This window comes from Hydrogenophaga sp. (assembly GCF_041913525.1).
GTDB lineage: Bacteria > Pseudomonadota > Gammaproteobacteria > Burkholderiales > Burkholderiaceae_C > Hydrogenophaga.
The window spans coordinates 121,970-138,624 of the sequence record NZ_JAYSFD010000006.1; the positions used below are offsets into that span (position 1 = coordinate 121,970).

The window sequence follows — 16,655 nt, forward strand, 5'->3', positions numbered from 1 at the left end:
TAGATCCATTCTGAAACTTTTGTCAATCAAATAGGCAAAGGTTGAACCTTTGTGAAAATGGCGTTAGCATGCGGTTCGCTGGTGGCGCCGTGCGCCCAGCCCGAGCCCTGGCTTTCGTGAACCCTCGTCACCCATGAGCACATCCCCCCTGCCTTCCCCGTTCTGGCCCAAGGGCCTGAGCACCCGGCTGCACCTGCCGCAGACCACGCTGGTGAGCAACCTGGAAATCGCCGCGCGCCGCTACCCCGACAAGCCGGCCTATGTGGTCTACGGCCACCGCGCCACCTTCGGGCGCATCTGGCGCAACGCGCAGGCCCTGGCCGGCTGGCTGCAGCAGCGCGCGGGCGTGCGCCCCGGTGACCGGGTGCTGCTCAGCGGGCAAAGCTCGCCGCAGTTCGCCACCGCCTACCACGCCATCCAGCGCGCCGACGCGGCGGCCGTGCCGGTGAACCCCATGAACCTGAGCGAAGAGTTCGCCCATGCCGCGCAAGACAGCGGCGCGCGCGTGGTGATCGCCGCGCAGGAGCTGTGGCCGCGCCTGGCCCCGCTGGTGGGCCGCGAGATCGACCACGTGGTGCTGTTCGCCTACAGCGAAGGGCTGGACGGCCTGGACGCCGACACGCCCGACTGGTTCGTGGCCCCGCCTGAGCCCTCACCCCATGCGGCGGTCACGCGCTGGACCGAGGCCCTGGCCGAGGGCCTGGTGCCCGCGCCGGCCACCGCCGGCCCGGACGACCTGGCCCTGATCGCCTTCACCTCGGGCACCACCGCGCGGCCCAAGGGCTGCACCCACAGCCACCGCTCGCTCATGGCCGCGGCCCTCACGCCCGCCATCTGGCGCAGCGAAACGGCCGAAGACACCTTCCTGGGTGCCTCGCCCATGTTCCACATGCAAGGCCTGCAAGCGCTTGTCAACACCGTGACCTACCTGGGCAGCACGGTGGTGCTGCTGCCGCGTTGGGACGCCGCGCGGGCGGCCGCGCTCATCGCCGAGCACCGCGTGAGCCGCTGGGGCGTGGCCCCGCCCATGCTGCTGGACCTGCTGGCCCTGCCGGGCCTGAAGCCCGACGCGCTGGACAGCGTGGCCGTGATCACCGGCGGCGGCTCGGCCTTGCCCGAAGCGGTGAACGAGCGCCTCACGCGCGAGCTGGGCATTCGCTACATGGAGGCCTACGGCATGACCGAGACCGCCTCCATGCTCATGGCCAACCCGCTGCAACGCACCAAGCGCCAGTGCCTGGGCATTCCCACCTTCGGCGTGAGCGCCATGGTGGTGGACCCGGTGACGCTGGAGCCCTACCCCGAGGGCGCCACGCCCGACAGCGGTGAGCTGTGGGTGGCGGGCGAGCAGGTCACGCCCGGCTACTGGAACAACGACAAGGCCAACGCCGAGACCTTTGTGCAACGCGACGGCAAGCGCTGGCTGCGCACCGGCGACCTGGTCACCCGCGACGAAGACGGTTACCACTTCCTGGTGGACCGCCTGAAGCGAATGATCAACGTGGGCGGCTACAAGGTGTGGCCCACCGAGGTGGAATCGCTGCTGCACCGCCACCCGGGCGTGCAAGAGGTTTGTGTCATCGCCATTCCCCATCCCACGCGCGGCGAGCAGGTGCGCGCGGTGGTGGTGCGCCGCCCCGGCGCCGACCTCACGGCCGAGGCCCTGATGGAATGGGCCAAGGGCCAGATGGCCACCTACAAGTGCCCGCGCGAGGTCGAGTTCGTGGACCGACTGCCGCGCTCGGGCACCGGAAAGATCGACTGGCGCAGCCTGCAAGAGGCCGCCCGCGCCGCCGCCGCGCGCTGAACCCCTTCATTGACATCACCCCACACGGAGACAAGACCCCATGCGCCAACCAGCCTGGATGGACCCCGAACTGGAAACCCTGCGCGACAGCGCCCGCCGCTTTTACGAAACCGAGCTGCTGCCCCACGAAGAACGCTGGGGCCGCCAGCAGGTGGTGGACCGCGAGGTCTGGTACAAGGCCGGCGCCGCCGGCCTGCTGTGCCCCGGCATCCGCGAGGAGTACGGCGGCGGTGGCGGCAACTTCACGCACGAAATGGTGATTTTCTCGGAGCAGGGCCGCATGCTCTGCCCGGGTCTGGGCAACTCGCTGCACAGCGGCATCGTGGCCCACTACATCCAGAACTTCGCCACCGAAGAACAAAAGCGCGATTGGCTGCCCAAGATGGCCACCGGCGAACTGGTGGGTGGCCTGGCCATCACCGAGCCGGGCACCGGCTCTGACGTGCAAAGCATCCGCACCTCGGCGCGCCGCGAGGGCGACGAGTACGTGATCAACGGCGCCAAGACCTACATCACCAACGGCAGCACCGCCAACCTGATCTGCCTGGTGGTCAAGACCGACCCCGAGCAGGGCGCGCGCGGCATCTCCATCGTGGTGGTGGAGACCGACAAGGTGCAAGGCTTCCGCCGCGGCCGCACCCTGGCCAAGGTGGGCCTGCACTCGCAAGACACGGCCGAGCTGTTCTTTGACGACATGCGCGTGCCCTGCGCCAACCTGCTGGGCCCGCAAGAAGGCCAGGGCTTCCGCCAGCTCATGAAGGAGCTGGGGCGAGAGCGCGTCATCACCGCCGCCATGTCGCTGGCCTGCATGGAGCGCGCCATCGACGAGACCCTGCAGTTCACCGCCAACCGCAAGGTGTTCGGCCAAAGCCTGATGCAGATGCAGAACACCCGCTTCAAGCTGGCCGAGTGCGAAACCAAGGCCGCGCTGGCCGGTGCCTTCATCGACCAGTGCGTGGCCAAGCTGCAGGAAGGCAAGCTGGACAACACCTCGGCCTCCATGGCCAAGTGGTGGGTGACCGACGCCTGCGGCCAGGTGGTGGACGAGTGCGTGCAGTTGCACGGCGGCGCCGGCTACATGCTGGAGTACCCGATCGCGCGCCTGTACCAGAACGTGCGCATCCATCGCATCCTGGCCGGCACCAACGAGATCATGAAAGAGCTGATCGCGCGCGACCTGGAACAGCGCGTGGCCTGAGCCATGGCGCTGCCCGGCATGAGCCCCAGCAGTGGCGTGCTCACCCAGCGCCTGGGTGACGTGCTCGTCATCACCCTGCAGCGCGAGGCCAAGCGCAACGCCATCGACCGCGCGCTGGCCGATGCGCTGGACGTCGCGCTCAACCAGCTAGAAGACAGCCCCGAGCTGCGCGCGGGCGTGCTCACCGGGGGCACGCAGGTGTTCAGCGCGGGCAGCGACCTGGCCTCGCGCGGCGACTACGTGACCGAGCGCGGGGGCGAGTACGGCCTGATCCGACGCCGGCGCGCCAAGCCCCTGATCGCCGCCGTGGAGGGCGCCGCCCTGGGGGGCGGCCTAGAGATCGTGCTGGCCTGCGACCTGGTGGTGGCCGCCCGCCACGCCCGCTTCGGCCTGCCCGAGGTGGTGCGCGGCGTGCTGCCCACCTGCGGCGCCCTGTTTCGGGCCTTGCAGGTTTTGCCGCCCAACGTGGCGCGCGAACTGGTGCTGACCGGCGAGCCGCTGGACGCCGAGCGCGCCCACGCGGCCGGCCTGGTCAACCGCCTCGTCGAGCCCGGCCAGGCACTGGCCCAGGCCTTGGCCATGGCCCAACGCATCGCGACCAATGCGCCCTTGTCGGTGCAGGCCTCGCTGAAAGCCATGAACGGCTGGCTGGGCACCGACGACGCCCTGGGCTGGGCCGCCACCGAACAGGCCCTGGCCGAGATTCGGGGCAGTGACGATTTGCAAGAGGGCATCCGCGCGTTCTTCGAGCGTCGGGCCCCGGTGTGGAAAGGCCGCTGAGCCCCTCACCCAACAGGTTCAACGATTCCTTCGGCGATGGGCGATCGAAGAAGGTACAGGCGCCGACAAGAGCGCCTTGGCGAGGGCGGCACGCAAGTGCCGCCCTCTTTTTTTGCCAGACTGCCGCGCAGGCGCGGGCTAGGTTGCTAGCCCCTATACTGCCGGAATTAAAAGTTTGGCCAATTTAAACCATGACGAACAAGTCAAGACCGGCAGCGCACCGCGTCAAGCAAAAAGGCCCGGGTCGCCCCGAGGGGACCAGCACCCTGCGAGACGAGATCATGGACGCTGCCGAGGCCCGCTTCGCCGAACTGGGCTACGCGGGCACCACCTTGCGCGAGGTGGCCGATTCGGCCCACGTGACGCAGGCCCTCATCAACTACTACTTTGGCTCGAAGTACGGCCTGTTTGAAGAGATGTTCCTGCGCCGCGGCCAGAAGATCTCGCAGCAGCGCATGGAGCTGCTCGACGAGCTGCTGGCCAAGGGCCGGCCCACGGTGAAAGAGATCGTGCACGCTTTTCTGTGGCCCACGCTGGCGCTGCGCAGCACGCCGCAGGGGCGCTCGTTCCTGCGCCTGCAGGCGCGGTTGCACACTGAGCCGCCAGAGATCTCGTATCGCCTGCGCACCGACGCTTACGGGGCGTCCACCCAGCGCTACGTGGAGGCCATGCGCCTTGCGCTGCCGGGGCTGGGCGAGCTGGACGCCTACTGGCGCGTGACGCTGATGATTGGCACCTACCTGTACGCCTTCTCCGACACGCACCGCATGGAAGAGATGGCGCCTGAGGGCCTGTACGACCCTGAGGACACCGAGGCGCTGATCGATCAGGTCACGCGCTTCGTGACCGGGGGCTTCGAGGCCCCCTGAGCGGCGCCGGGGCAGACGGTCAGACCTGGGCGCGAAGCTGCGCCAGGTCGATCACGTCGGCGTATTTCTGGCGCATGTCGAACAGGCTGGCCTCGTGCGGGCCGATGGCGCGGTCGCCCACACAATCCTCGATCACCACTGGGCGGAAGCCCCAGCACATGGCGTCCACCACGCTGGCTCGCACGCAGCCGCTGGTGACGCAGCCGGCCACCAGCAGGGTCTGCACGCCCCGCGCGGTGAGCCAGGGCGCCAGCGTGGTGCCGAAGAAGGCCGAGGGCACGTTCTTGCGCACCACCAGCTCGCCCGGGCGAGGCGCCAACTCGGCCACGATGGCGCTGGCCGGTGAGTTTTCCTTCAGGGTCAGCATGCCCGGCACCTTGGCGCTGAAGACGTTGGCGTCGCTGTCGTCGTCGGCATAGACGATGCGGCTGTGCGCCACCGGCCAACCGCGCTCGCGAGCCAGGGCGAGCAGGTCCTCGCTCTGGCGCATGGCCGGCGGGATGTTGCCGCCCCCGAACACCGCGGGGTCGGCGAAGCCGTTGACGAAGTCAATGATGAGCAGCCCCAGTGGCGGGCGTAGGCCTAGGCCGGCGCCAAAGCCCTGGCGCTGGAAAACGGCGGCTTCATCGTGCATGGGTCACCTCGGCTTCCTGCATCAGCGATTCGACCACCTGCCCATCGGCCACCACTTGCAGGTCGTCCACGAACACATTGCAGCGGCGCATGGGGATGTCGATGTGGCAGGCCGTGGTGCGGCTGCCGCCAGCTTCGTTGTTGGGGCCGAGCGAGAACAGGAAGTTGCCGCTCACGGCGCGCGCGTCCATGCCGATGGTGGCTTCTCGGTCGTACAGGCCCAGCGTGGACCAGTAGGCCCGCTTCTGCAGGCCCCAGCCGATGTGCGAGATGGCGTAGGCCTCGGGGTCGGCGAAGGAGTCGATGTACTCGCGCAGCAGCTCGGCGTCCAGCCCGCCCTCGATGCGGGTGACGTAGCCCTTGTCCACCGTGAGGGTGATCGGCTCGGTGACCATGCTTTTCTGCGGCAGCAGCACATCGCCCTTGTTCAGCACGATGCGGCCGTGGGCGGCGCCTTCGTTGGGCCAGGTGAACACAAAGCCACTGGGCCAGTGGTCCCAGCGCCCGGGCTGGTCGACGAAGCCGTACTCGGCCGTGATGGGGTACTCGCCCAGTGGCAGGTGCAGGTCGGTGCCAGCGGCCGAGGTCACGCGCATCACCCGCTTGCCCTGCAGTAGCTTCACGCCGGCTTGCACGCGGCGGTAGTCGGCCTCAGTGGGCACGAGGCGGGCGAGGATCTCGGGGGGTTCCATTGCCAGCAGGATCTTGGTGCCGGTGGACAGAATCTCGTGCTGCTCGGGTGAGAACAGCAGGGTCATGAGGTCCAGCACCAAGTCGCTGGCCTTCAGGGCCGCGATCGCCGGCGGGTTGCCGGTAAGGGGCGTGGTGCCCAGGTAGGCCAGCGGGTCTCGGCTAAGGGCCTTTTCGCCGTTGACGGGGGGCAGGTCAAGGCGGCACACATTGGCTCCCATCAGAGAGGCGGCGGTGATGGCGCAGCGCAGTGTCTGGGGATGGGTGTTGTCGCTGGTGAGCACGGTCACGGACTGCCCCGGCTTGAGTTGCGACAAGGTCAGCACTTGCGTCCAGGCCTGGATGAGGTCGGTGTCACGAATGGGCATGGCGGGCTCCGGTGGGGTCAGATCAGGGGGGCGCCGAGGAAATCACCAAAGGCGGCATAGAACCCGGGCTCGTTGTCCCAGGGAATCATGTGACCGGCGTCGGGCACTCGCACGCTGCGGCAGTCGCGCGCCAGGCGTCGGATCTCGTCCACGTCGTCCGGGCGCACCACGTCGCCGCGTTCGGCGGTCATCAGCAGCACGGGCACGGCGATGTCGGGTAGGTTGGCGTGCACGTCATCGGTCTGGAAAGCCTCGAAGCTGGTGACGATGGCGCGCTCGTCGCAGGTGTGCAGCCACTCAGCACGCAAGCGCAGTTGCTCGTCGGTCCATGTGGGGCAGAAGGCGCGCATCTGCTCGGCGCTCATGCCTTGGCGGGCCTGGCGGATCGAGTCCACGTACCAAGGCAGTTGGGCCGGGTAGGGGCGCCGGCCGGGGCCGGAGACAGGCGGGTCCACCGCCACGATACGGGTGAGGCCGGTGGGCTGGCGGGCCGCGGCGCGCAAGGCGATGCGTCCACCCATGGAGTGGCCCACGTAGGCAAAGCGCTTCAGGCCCAGGGCTGCGCCAAAGGCCAGCAGGTCTTGCGACTGCGCGTCCAGGCTGTAGTCCAGGTGCTCGCCAGCCTCGCTCAGGCCGCGGCCGCGCACGTCGAGCACGTAGGTGTCGAAATGGCGGCCCAGGCGCTCGGCCACGAAGCCCCAGGTGACGGCCGGGCTGGTGATGCCGGGCACCAGCACCACGGCGTCGCGCTGTGCGCGTGCGCCCTCGGTGCCGCCGTAGCGCAGGTAGTGCTGGCGAATGCCGTTGGCCCGTACGTTGGCTCCGTAGAGGAACTGGCTGGCGCTCATGCGTGGCCTTTCTGCGAGTAGGCCCCGGATAGCAGGGCGCCAGCGCCGGGCACCACCTGGTCCAGCCCCAGCGCGCCCAGCATGGCGTAGGTGGTGGCCACGGCGGCGGTGATCACCGGCTTGCCGGTCTGGGCCTCCACCTGCGCGATGGCGGGCAGCGACGGCATCTGCACGCAGGCCGAGAGCACGATCACGTCCACGTCGTCGGTCTTCATGCCGGCCACGATGCCCGGCAGGCGGGCCGGGTCGTGGCGGCCCACCTCCAGGTTGTCGGGGATTTCGAGCGCGCGCCAGTCGGCCACCTCGAAGCCTTCGTGTTCGATGTAGTCGATCACCAGCCGCGTCAGCGGCACCATGTAGGGCGCCACCAGCGCAATGCGCCGCGCGCCCATCACCTTGAGCGCGTCCACCAGGGCGCCGGCGCTGGTCACCACGGGCGCCGCGCCACCGTTGCTCTGCGTCACGCCGCCCAGGCGGGCCTGGGACTGGCAGTGGTAGCCGCGGCCCATGGCCATGATGGCCACCAGGCAGGCGTAGCCGAGCACGTCCACGCGGGCATCGCTCAGCTCCAGCGCGCAGCGGTCGGACTCGGCGTCCATCGCGGCCAGCTCTTCCTTGTTCACGTGCTTCATGCGCATGCGCGCGGAGTGGAAGGTGAAGCGCTCCGGACGTACCTGCTCGCGCAGGCGCAGCATGGCCGGGATCTCGGTCTCCATGGTGGTGTTGGAACTGGGCACGATCTGCCCGATGCGGAAATGGGTCTTCTGGGTCATGTTGATCGGGGTCAGGCGAGGGCGGGGGTCGGGGTGGTGCCGAAGCGCTCGGCACAGCGGGTGGCGTCGTACTCGTACACCCACTCGGCCTTGATGCCCACGGCGTTCGGGTTCTGGGCCTGCGCCTGCTGGAAGGCCAGGTCGCGCTGCTTCTGCTCTTCGGGGCTGGCCAGGTGGTAGGTGCGGCCTCGCTCGCGCGCCTCCAGTTGCACGCGTGCGGTGCGTGGGCGGCGTTCGGCTTCGTAGGCGTCCAGCGCGGCGTCGGTGTCGGCGCCGAAGTGCGCCAGCGCGGTGGCCAGCACGTAGGCGTCTTCAATGGCCATGGCCGCACCTTGCGACAGGAAGGGCAGCATGGGGTGGGCCGCGTCGCCCAGCAGCGTGACCCGACCCTTGGACCAGCGGTCCATGGGGTCGCGGTCGAACAGGCCCCACTTGAAGATCTGCTGCTTGTCGGTGCGCTCGAACAGCTTCACGATGTTCTCGTGCCAGCCTTCGTAGGCGCTCAGCAGCTCCTCGCGGGTGCTGGGCTCGGTCCAGGACTCGGCCACCCAGGTGGGGCTCTCGTTCACCGCCACGATGTTCACCGCCGCACCGCCCTTGACGTAGTAGGTGACGATGTGCGCCTTCGGGCCCATCCAGAACGAGGCGTCGGGGCTCACGAAGGGCAGGGGGTGCTGCTCCACCGGCACCAGCGCGCGCCAGCACATGTGGCCGGTGAAGCGCGCGTCCGACTGGCCCCAGGTGGCGTCGCGCACCACTGAGTGAATGCCATCGGCGCCCACGATCAGGTCGGCCTCGAACTCGGAGCCGTCGCTGAAATGCGCCACGGCGCGCTCGCCGCGCTGTGTCACGCCGGTGCAGCTCACGTTGAATCGCACGCGATCGGCCGGCAGGCCCTCGCACAGGATGGCGTGCAGATCGGCTCGGTGCACGTGCCAGAAATCTGCGCCGAACAGGCGCGGACACACCTCGCGCAAAGGGGTGCGGAACAGCTCGCGCGCGTCTTCCCAGTTGCGCCCCACCATGGCGTTGGGCAGGAAGCCGATGCGCGCCAGGCCTTCGCCCACCCCCAGCGCCTTGAGCACCTTGGCGGCGTTGGGTGTCATCTGCACCCCGGCCCCGATTTCGCCGAAGGCGGCCGCGCGCTCGAACAGGTGGGCCTCGATGCCCCTCTGGTGCAGGGCCCGTGCCAGCGCGACACCACCGATGCCCGCGCCGACGATGCCCACTCGCATGCTTGTCGTCATGTTCTTGCTCCTGTTGCTTGGCCCAGTTCGGGCCGTTGTTAAATGGTTGGCAAATTAATTTCTGGAGCGCAAGACCACCCGGGGTGGCCTGGCGGCGTTCAGGCGCCCAGGTAGGCGCTCAGCAGTTCGGGGTCTTGTTTCAGGCTCTGGGCGTCGCGGTCGGCCACCACCCGCCCGGTCTCGAACACATAAGCACGCGAGGCCACGTTCAGTGCGTTGTGCACGTTCTGCTCCACCAGCACCACCGTTACGCCATGTGCGTTGATCTCGCGCACAAAGGCAAACACCTCATCGGCCATGCGCGGGCTCAGTCCCAGGCTGGGCTCGTCCAGCAGCAGCAGCGTGGGCTCGGACATCAGCGCTCGGCCGATGGCCAGCATCTGTTGCTCACCGCCGCTGAGGGTGCCGGCGAGCTGACGATGGCGCTCTTTCAGGCGTGGGAAGCGGTGGTAGACGATGCCCATGCGGCGCTCCACCTCGACCTTCGATTTGCACAGGTAGGCGCCCATCGAAAGGTTCTCATCCACCGTCATGGTGGGCCACACGTGGCGCTCTTCGGGCGACTGGGCAATGCCCAGCGCCACCACCTTGTCGGCCGACAGGCCGGCGATGGACGAACCCTTGAAGCGGATGTCGCCCCTCGTGGGCTTGAGCAGGCCCGAGATGGCGCGCAGCGTGGTGGTTTTGCCCGCGCCATTGGCGCCAATCAGGGCCACCACCTCGCCGGGGTACACCGACAGGTTCACCCCGTGCAGCGCGGCGGTCTTGCCGTAGCTCACGTGCAGGTCGCTCAGTTCCAGAAGGGCGGTGCCCTGTTGCCCGGCCACGCGGGCCTGCGGTGCGTCGATCACAGCGTCGCTCATGCTTGGTTTCCTCCGCCCAGGTAGGCATCAATCACTTGCTTGTTGCCCTGGATGTCGGCGGGTGCGCCTTCGGCCAGCTTCTGACCGAAGTGCATCACCACGATGCGGTCGGACACCCCCATCACCAGGCTCATGTTGTGTTCCACGATCAGGATCGAGCGCACCAGCGTGCCGCGCAGCGTCTTCAGGATTTCGCCGAAGGTGCGCGCCTCTTGGCTGTTCAGGCCGGCGGCCGGCTCGTCTAGCATCAGGATCTCGGGCTTGGCCGCCAGCGCCAGCGCCACCTCCAGCAGCCGCAGCTCACCGCACGACAGCGCCGAGGCTGGCGTGTCGATGCGGTGCCCCAGGCCCATGGTGTGCACGATGCGCGTGGCGCTCTCGCGCACGCTGTGCTCGGCCTCACGCACCGTGCGGCCAGGGAAGAAGGTGCGCCACAAGGGCTGGCGCGCCTCCAGGTAGTGGCCAGTCAGCACGTTCTCGAACACCGTGAGCGACTTCAGGATGTTGGTCTTCTGGAAGCTGCGCACGATGCCCATGCGAGCCATTTCGAAAGGCTTCTTGCCCGTCACGTCCTCGCCGCCAAGGCGCACCTGCCCGGTGCTGGGCGAGTAGAAGCCGGTGATGAGGTTGAAGCAGGTCGTTTTGCCGGCGCCGTTGGGGCCGATCAGGCCCACGATCTCGCCGGTCTTCACGTCAAAGCTGATGTCCTTGACGGCATGGATGCCGCCAAAAGACTTGCCCAGCCCGCGGATCTCCAGCGTGCGCGGCGGCGGGGAAAGGGTGGCGCTGCTCATGCGGGCCTCCGTTGGGTGGTGGGGGCGCTGGCGGTGGCGGCCGCAGGGGCCGTGCCGCGCGCCTCGCGGCGTTGGGTGATGAAGCCCATCAGGCCGCGCGGCAGAAACAGCACGATGGCGATCACGGCCAGGCCGAAGATCGACAGCCGCAGCTCCTTGGCCTCGCGCAAGTACTCCTCCAGAAAGGTCACCAGCAAAGCGCCAATCAGCGGGCCCACCAGCGTGCCTTTGCCGCCTATCAGCACCATGATGATCATGCTCACCATGAAGGCGAAGCGAAACACCTCTGGCCCCACGAAGGAGATGTAGTGCGCGTAGAACCCACCGGCCATGCCCGAGAGCAGGGCGCCCAGCACCAGGGCCAGCATGGTGTAGTTCAATGGCCGGATGCCGATGGACTGGGCCACATAGCGGTTCTCGCGCACGGCCACCGCGGCGCGCCCGGCGTTGGAGTACACGAAGCGGTACGAGAGGTACAGCGTCAGCGCCAGCAGCACCCAGGCAATGCCGTAATAGAACTGCTTGGCCGCCAGGTTGCTGGCCTGCGCCAGCCACTCGGGCTGCGGCACGCCCGCAATGCCCATGGGACCATTGGTCAGCCCGATCCAGTTGTCGGCGATCAGGCGCAGCACCTCGGCGAAGGACAGCGTCACGATCACGAAGAACGGGCCCTGCAGCCGCAGCGTGAGGGCACCGATCACCACCCCCATCAGCGCGGCCAGCAGGCCCGCCATGGGAATGGTGGCCCACAGCGGCCAGCCATGTTGGGTGGCCAGAATGGCCGCCGTGTACGCCCCCGTGCCCAGAAAGGCCGTGTGGCCCAGCGAAAACTCGCCCACGTAGCCCACCACCAGGTTCAGGCTGCTGGCCAGCACCGCGAAGAACAGCACCATGATGGCGATGTGCAGCACGTATTGGTCCCGCACGAACAGCGGCAGCACGGCCGCCAGCGCCATCAGGGCCAGAAGAATGCGTCGTTCAAAAGTCATGCGCGCTCCGCTCGCTTTGAGAACAGCCCGTAAGGGCGGAAGAGCAGGGTGAGGATCACCAGCGCGAAGCCGATGATGTCGACCCAGCCGGTGGCCACGTAGCCGCCCCACAGGGCCTCCACGATGCCCAGCAGCAGCCCGCCCACGATGGCGCCCGCGAACGAGCCCATGCCGCCCAGGATCACCACCACGAAAGCCTTCATGCTCACCAGGCCGCCGATGGACACCTGCGCGGTGTAGATCGAGCCCAGCAACATCCCGGCCATCGACGCGATCACCGTGCCCATGGCGAAGGTGGCCGCGTACACGTTGGCGGTGCGAACGCCCACCAGTTGCGCCGCCATCGGGTCCTGGAAAGTCGAGCGCATCGCGCGGCCCAGGCGCGTTTTGTGGATCACCAGCCAGGCCGCCAGGATCAGCGCCGCGCAGACCACCACCGCGAACACGCGCAGCTTGGTCAGCACCACCGGCCCAAAGATCATTGGCCCGGCAGACAGCGGGGCCTCCACCTTCAGCGGCGCAGTGCCCACCGCCAGCAGAGCGGTGTTGGCCAGAAAGATCGACAGGCCGATGGTGAGCAAAATCCCCGGCTCCTCACCCTGGTCGCGGATGCGCTCGATCAACAGGCGGTCGATCAGCCAGCCGAACGCGCCCATCACCACGGCCACCAGCAGCAAGCCAGTGAAGAAGTCCAGACCCAGGCGGGTGGTGGCCCACCAGCCCATGACCCCACCGAGCATGTACAGCTCGCCGTGGGCAAAGTTCACCACGCGCATCAGCCCCAGGATCAGGGTCAGTCCCAGCGCCGAGAGCGCGTAGAACGAACCCGTCACCAGGCCGTTGGCGAGGTACTGTGGCAACAGTTCCATGTGTTCAGTCCGTTCCCGTGCCGCCGATCAGGGCTTTTCCGTCTGGGCCTGCGTGATCACGCGCGGCTCCTTGTTCGCGATCTGCACCAGCACCACGTCAAAGCCATAGCCTTCGCCCTTGTCGGTGAAGCGGTAGCGGCCGTTGGGCGCCTGGTAGTCGGTCTTGCGCAGTGCGTCGCGGATCGCGTCCGGTTCGGTCTTGCCAGCGCGGGCGATGGCGTCCATCAGGATGTTCATCGCGTTGTAGCCAGCGGCACCGTACTTGCCCGGCTTCTCCTTGAAGGCGGTGGCGTACAGGTCCACGAAGGCCTTGTTGCGCTCGCCCGGCAAGCTCGATGCGTAGGGCACAGCGGCGTAGATGCCTTCCGAGGCCGCGCCGGTCAGGCCAATGAAATCGGCCGTGGCCCAGGAGCCCACGCCGAAGATCTTGGTCTGCAGGCCCATCTCCTTGAACTGCTTCACCAGAATCGAGCCGTCCTGCGTCTCGGCGGCCACGAACACGCCATCGGCCTTGCTGGCGCGCAGCTTGGTCAGCAGGGTGTAGAAGTCGGTGGCGCCGTGGTCGAAGTACTCCTTCATCACGGTCTTCACACCTAGGGCTTCAAGGTCCTTGGAGAAATCTTCCACCCCACCGCGGCCCCAGTCGTCGTTCACGCCGATGTAGGCCACGCTCTTGAGCTGCAGCTTCTCCGCCAGGATCTTGCTGAAGGTCTTGGACATCAGGCGATCGGTCTCGGCCGAGCGGAAGAAGTACTGCAGCCCCTTCTCGGTGAGGTCTGCCTTGGACGATACGCCGGTGAGCAGCGGCACCTTGTACTTCTCGGCCACCGGCATCACGGCCGCCGTGGCCGAGCTGCAGAACGCGCCCTGAAGCGCCACCACCTTGTCGCGCTGAATCAACTTCTCCGCCGCGTTGACCGAGTTCGCCGGGCGGCACTGGCCGTCCTCCACCACCAGTTCGATCTTGCGGCCCAGCACGCCGCCAGCGGCGTTGCGCCGTTCCACCGCCAGCTTCGCACCGTTGAGCGAGGCCAGCCCGTTGTAGGCCACCGAGCCGGTCAAGGGCTCGATGACGCCGATCTTGATGGTCTCTTGTGCCATCGCCATCGACGACAGCGACGCCAGGCCGGCGGTGAGAAGGGCTTGTTTCCAGTGTTGCATCCGAATCTCCTGTGGGCGGGGAAAAGACCTGGACCCGCACCGGTCAGCCGACCGGCCCCGGGCCAGGAAGAAAATAAATTAACCAGTTAATTAAATTAGGGGTGCACTCTAAAACACCGCTGCCACCAGCGTTCTAGGGCTTACCCTAAATTAATTGGCCAGTCAGTAAGCATGAACGATGCCAGCCCCGCGGCCCTGCGATCTGGCCATTTCGGGCGCGCTCGCCTGTCCTCCGGACTCGCCGGCGCCACACCAGCGGGCCGTCGGCGCACCAGGCAGGGGCCGGTTGTTGCTTCACGGTGCACGGCCACCCGTCCCGCTCCACCTACCGGCCGCAGGGTGCCCAGCCGTGATAGGGTCACGCCTACTCCCCACCGTTTCGCCGCGATGCCCATGCGCCCGATCGCCCGTTTGTGTCTCCTTCTGTTTGGCCTGGCCCTTGGTTTGCCCGCTGCCTGGGCCCAGCCCATGGACTTCGCCACCGCCCAGCAGAAGCTTCGCCAGCGCTCTGACCGCCTGGCCGCTTCGCAACAAGCGCTGCAAGGCGCGCAGCTCAAGCGCGAAGCCGCCCAAGGCCTGGGCGGGCCGGTGATCAGCCTGGGGGCCATGGCTTATGCCTACAACGCCAGCCTCGACCTGAACCTCGACCCGATCAATCAGAGCGTGGGGGGTGCCGTGGCGCAACTGCCCCCGCCGCTGGCCGGGGTGCTGGGGAGCCTGCCCAGCTTGCCGGCCAGCTACACCCTGCAGCGCAGCGACACCAACAGCACCGCCTCGGTCTCGGGCGTGTGGCCGCTCTACACCGGTGGCGCCGCCGAAGCCGCGCGCCGCCTGCTGGGCGCCCAGGCCGACGAGGCACAGGCCGACGCCGCGCAGACCACCGAAGAGATGCAGACCCTGCTGGTGCAGCGTTACTTCGGCGCCCAGCTCACCGAGCGGGCCGCCGCGCTGCGTGAGGCCGCGCTGCGCAACATCGAGCAGCACGACAGCGCCGCGCAAAAAATGCTCGACGCTGGCGTGATCGCCCGCATCGAGCGCCTGCAGGCGCGCGCCGCGCTGGAAGACGCCCGCCGCCAGGCCCGCAAGGCGCGCGACGAGGCCGAGCTGGCCGCCGCCGCCCTGGCGCGCACCGTCAAGGCCAGCGCGCGCGTGCGCCCCACCAGCCCGCTGTTCGTGCTCACCGAGCCGGTGGAGCCCTTGCCGCACTTTGTGGACGCCGCGCTCGCCCACCACCCGGGGCTGGCCAAGATCAACGCCAAGAAGGGCCAGGCCGAGCAGTTGCACGCCGCCCAGGAGGCCCTGCGCCAGCCACAGGTGTTCGCCTTCGGCCAGCGCGAGCTCAAGACCGGCCGCTCGGCCGACTGGGTGGCGGGCGTGGGCGTGCGCTGGACGCTGTTCGACCCGCTGGACCGCAAGACCCTGGCCGAGTCGAGCCTGCGCAGCATCGACCAGGCGCAAAGCCTGTATGAGCAGGCGCGCAGCGACATCGAACTGCTGGTGGAGAAGCGCTGGATGGCGCTGGAGCAGGCGCGCCAGGCCTTCTGGTCGCAGCAGCCCGCGCTGGAGGTGGCCGACGAGGTGCTGCGCCTGCGCCAGGTGGGGCTGCGCGAAGGCACCAGCACCACGCAAGAGCTGATCGACGCGCAACTCAACCAGGCCAAGGTGCAGACCGAGCGGGCGCAGGCGGCCTACGAGTACATCAAGGCCCTGGCCGAGCTGCTGGAAGCCAGCGGGCAGGGCGACGCCTTTGAGCGCTACATGGCGCGGGCCAACACCAAAGTGGAGTGAGGATGAACAAGCAAGGCGTGGCGCTGGGCGCCGTGTTGCTGGCGGCGGTGGGTTTCACCGCCTGGGGTTTCTGGCAGGCCTCGCGCCCGGTGCCCGTGCCGATCCAGGGTCAGATGGAGGCCCAGGAAACCGATGTGGCCCCCAAGGTGACGGCGCGCATCGCCGAGATCCTGGTGAAAGAGGGCGACCGCCTGAGCGTGGGCAGCCCGCTGCTGCGCCTGGACAGCCCTGAGGTGTCGGCCAAGCTGGCGCAGGCCACGGCCGCCCAGGAAGCGGCGCGCGCGGTGGAGGCCAAGGCCCAGGCCGGGGCACGGCCGCAAGAGATCGAGATGGCGCGATTGAATTGGCAACGAGCGGTGGCCGCCGCGCAACTGGCCGAGCGCTCGTTCGCTCGTGTCGATGGCCTGGCCCGCGAGGGCCTGGTGGCGGCGCAAAAGCGCGACGAAGCCGAGGCCAACCACCGCGCCGCGCGCGACCAGGCCCTGGCCGCCAAGGCCCAGTACGACCTGGCCCGTGCTGGTGCCCGGCCCGAAGACCGCTCGGCCGCCAGCGCCCAGGTGCGCCAGGTGGCCGGCGTGCTGGCCGAGGTGCAGGCCGCGCAGGCCGAGACCGAACTCAAGAGCCCGGTGGCCGGCGAGGTGGCCAAGGTGCTGGCCCGCGTGGGTGAGCTCTCGCCCCAGGGCGTGCCGGTGGTCACGGTGGTCAACCTGCAAGACCAGTGGGTGGTGCTCAACGTGCGCGAAGACATGCTCTCGCGCTTTGCCCTGGGCGCCGAGTTCGAGGGCCGCCTGCCCGCGCTGGCGCAGCGCAGCGTGCGCTTCAAGGTGTTCCACAGCGCCGCCTTGCCCGACTTCGCCACCTGGCGCGCCACCCGGGCCGACCAGGGCTTTGATGCGCGCACCTTCGAGGTGAAGGCCCGCCCGCTGGCGCCCATCGAGGGCATGCGCCCCGGCATGAGCGTGCTGGTGCCCTGACGCA

16 protein-coding genes are annotated in these 16,655 nt (G+C 68.4%); 6 read left to right on the forward strand and 10 right to left on the reverse strand.

Annotated features, from left to right (window positions below; all coding sequences use genetic code 11):
• Window positions 1-133: 133 nt before the first annotated feature.
• The 4 genes from ACE3RQ_RS09700 to ACE3RQ_RS09715 all read left to right on the forward strand — a co-directional run bounded on the left by ACE3RQ_RS09700 (window position 134) and on the right by ACE3RQ_RS09715 (window position 4,654).
• Window positions 134-1,807, forward strand: a complete 1,674-nt coding sequence (locus tag ACE3RQ_RS09700) for a long-chain-fatty-acid--CoA ligase (protein WP_374521769.1) — start codon at window positions 134-136, stop codon at window positions 1,805-1,807.
• 40 nt (window positions 1,808-1,847) lie between these two features.
• The gene (locus ACE3RQ_RS09705) at window positions 1,848-3,005 is read left to right on the forward strand and encodes an acyl-CoA dehydrogenase family protein (protein ID WP_374521770.1); all 1,158 of its coding nucleotides are present in this window, start codon (window positions 1,848-1,850) and stop codon (window positions 3,003-3,005) included.
• Between the two features lie 18 nt (window positions 3,006-3,023).
• The gene (locus ACE3RQ_RS09710; protein ID WP_374521771.1) at window positions 3,024-3,785 is read left to right on the forward strand and encodes an enoyl-CoA hydratase-related protein; all 762 of its coding nucleotides are present in this window, start codon (window positions 3,024-3,026) and stop codon (window positions 3,783-3,785) included.
• 191 nt (window positions 3,786-3,976) lie between these two features.
• Window positions 3,977-4,654, forward strand: coding sequence for a TetR/AcrR family transcriptional regulator (locus tag ACE3RQ_RS09715; protein ID WP_374521772.1), 678 nt, complete (start codon window positions 3,977-3,979; stop codon window positions 4,652-4,654).
• A 19-nt stretch (window positions 4,655-4,673) separates the two neighbouring features.
• Here the strand turns inward: ACE3RQ_RS09715 and ACE3RQ_RS09720 are convergent, their stop codons facing one another.
• From ACE3RQ_RS09720 to ACE3RQ_RS09765, 10 genes are all read right to left on the reverse strand, one after another.
• The gene (locus ACE3RQ_RS09720; RefSeq protein ID WP_374521773.1) at window positions 4,674-5,288 is read right to left on the reverse strand and encodes an isochorismatase family protein; all 615 of its coding nucleotides are present in this window, start codon (window positions 5,286-5,288) and stop codon (window positions 4,674-4,676) included.
• Window positions 5,278-6,345, reverse strand: coding sequence for a 2,5-dihydroxypyridine 5,6-dioxygenase (locus ACE3RQ_RS09725; protein ID WP_374521774.1), 1,068 nt, complete (start codon window positions 6,343-6,345; stop codon window positions 5,278-5,280). The genes ACE3RQ_RS09720 and ACE3RQ_RS09725 overlap by 11 nt, the downstream gene beginning before the upstream one ends.
• A gap of 17 nt (window positions 6,346-6,362) precedes the next feature.
• Window positions 6,363-7,193, reverse strand: a complete 831-nt coding sequence (locus tag ACE3RQ_RS09730; protein WP_374521775.1) for an alpha/beta fold hydrolase — start codon at window positions 7,191-7,193, stop codon at window positions 6,363-6,365.
• Window positions 7,190-7,966, reverse strand: coding sequence for an Asp/Glu racemase (locus ACE3RQ_RS09735; protein WP_374521776.1), 777 nt, complete (start codon window positions 7,964-7,966; stop codon window positions 7,190-7,192). Before ACE3RQ_RS09735 ends, ACE3RQ_RS09730 begins: the two co-directional genes overlap by 4 nt.
• Window positions 7,967-7,977: 11 nt before the next feature.
• Window positions 7,978-9,213 (reverse strand): FAD-dependent monooxygenase, encoded by a 1,236-nt coding sequence (locus ACE3RQ_RS09740; RefSeq protein WP_374521777.1) that lies wholly within the window; start codon window positions 9,211-9,213, stop codon window positions 7,978-7,980.
• Between the two features lie 98 nt (window positions 9,214-9,311).
• Window positions 9,312-10,076 (reverse strand): ABC transporter ATP-binding protein, encoded by a 765-nt coding sequence (locus tag ACE3RQ_RS09745; protein WP_374521778.1) that lies wholly within the window; start codon window positions 10,074-10,076, stop codon window positions 9,312-9,314.
• Window positions 10,073-10,870 carry an ABC transporter ATP-binding protein gene (locus tag ACE3RQ_RS09750; RefSeq protein ID WP_374521779.1) on the reverse strand — a complete coding sequence of 266 codons (798 nt, stop codon included), beginning with the start codon at window positions 10,868-10,870 and terminating at the stop codon, window positions 10,073-10,075. The genes ACE3RQ_RS09745 and ACE3RQ_RS09750 overlap by 4 nt, the downstream gene beginning before the upstream one ends.
• The gene (locus ACE3RQ_RS09755; protein WP_374521780.1) at window positions 10,867-11,859 is read right to left on the reverse strand and encodes a branched-chain amino acid ABC transporter permease; all 993 of its coding nucleotides are present in this window, start codon (window positions 11,857-11,859) and stop codon (window positions 10,867-10,869) included. The genes ACE3RQ_RS09750 and ACE3RQ_RS09755 overlap by 4 nt, the downstream gene beginning before the upstream one ends.
• A complete protein-coding gene (locus tag ACE3RQ_RS09760) occupies window positions 11,856-12,728 on the reverse strand; it encodes a branched-chain amino acid ABC transporter permease (RefSeq protein ID WP_374521781.1) in 873 nt (290 codons plus the stop codon). Before ACE3RQ_RS09760 ends, ACE3RQ_RS09755 begins: the two co-directional genes overlap by 4 nt.
• 27 nt (window positions 12,729-12,755) lie before the next feature.
• Window positions 12,756-13,889, reverse strand: coding sequence for an ABC transporter substrate-binding protein (locus tag ACE3RQ_RS09765; protein ID WP_374521782.1), 1,134 nt, complete (start codon window positions 13,887-13,889; stop codon window positions 12,756-12,758).
• A gap of 393 nt (window positions 13,890-14,282) precedes the next feature.
• On the opposite strand from ACE3RQ_RS09765, the gene ACE3RQ_RS09770 reads away from it, so the two are divergent.
• Both ACE3RQ_RS09770 and ACE3RQ_RS09775 read left to right on the forward strand, forming a co-directional pair.
• Window positions 14,283-15,677, forward strand: a complete 1,395-nt coding sequence (locus ACE3RQ_RS09770) for a TolC family protein (protein WP_374521783.1) — start codon at window positions 14,283-14,285, stop codon at window positions 15,675-15,677.
• 2 nt (window positions 15,678-15,679) lie between these two features.
• Window positions 15,680-16,651, forward strand: a complete 972-nt coding sequence (locus tag ACE3RQ_RS09775; RefSeq protein WP_374521784.1) for an HlyD family secretion protein — start codon at window positions 15,680-15,682, stop codon at window positions 16,649-16,651.
• Window positions 16,652-16,655 lie beyond the last annotated feature (4 nt).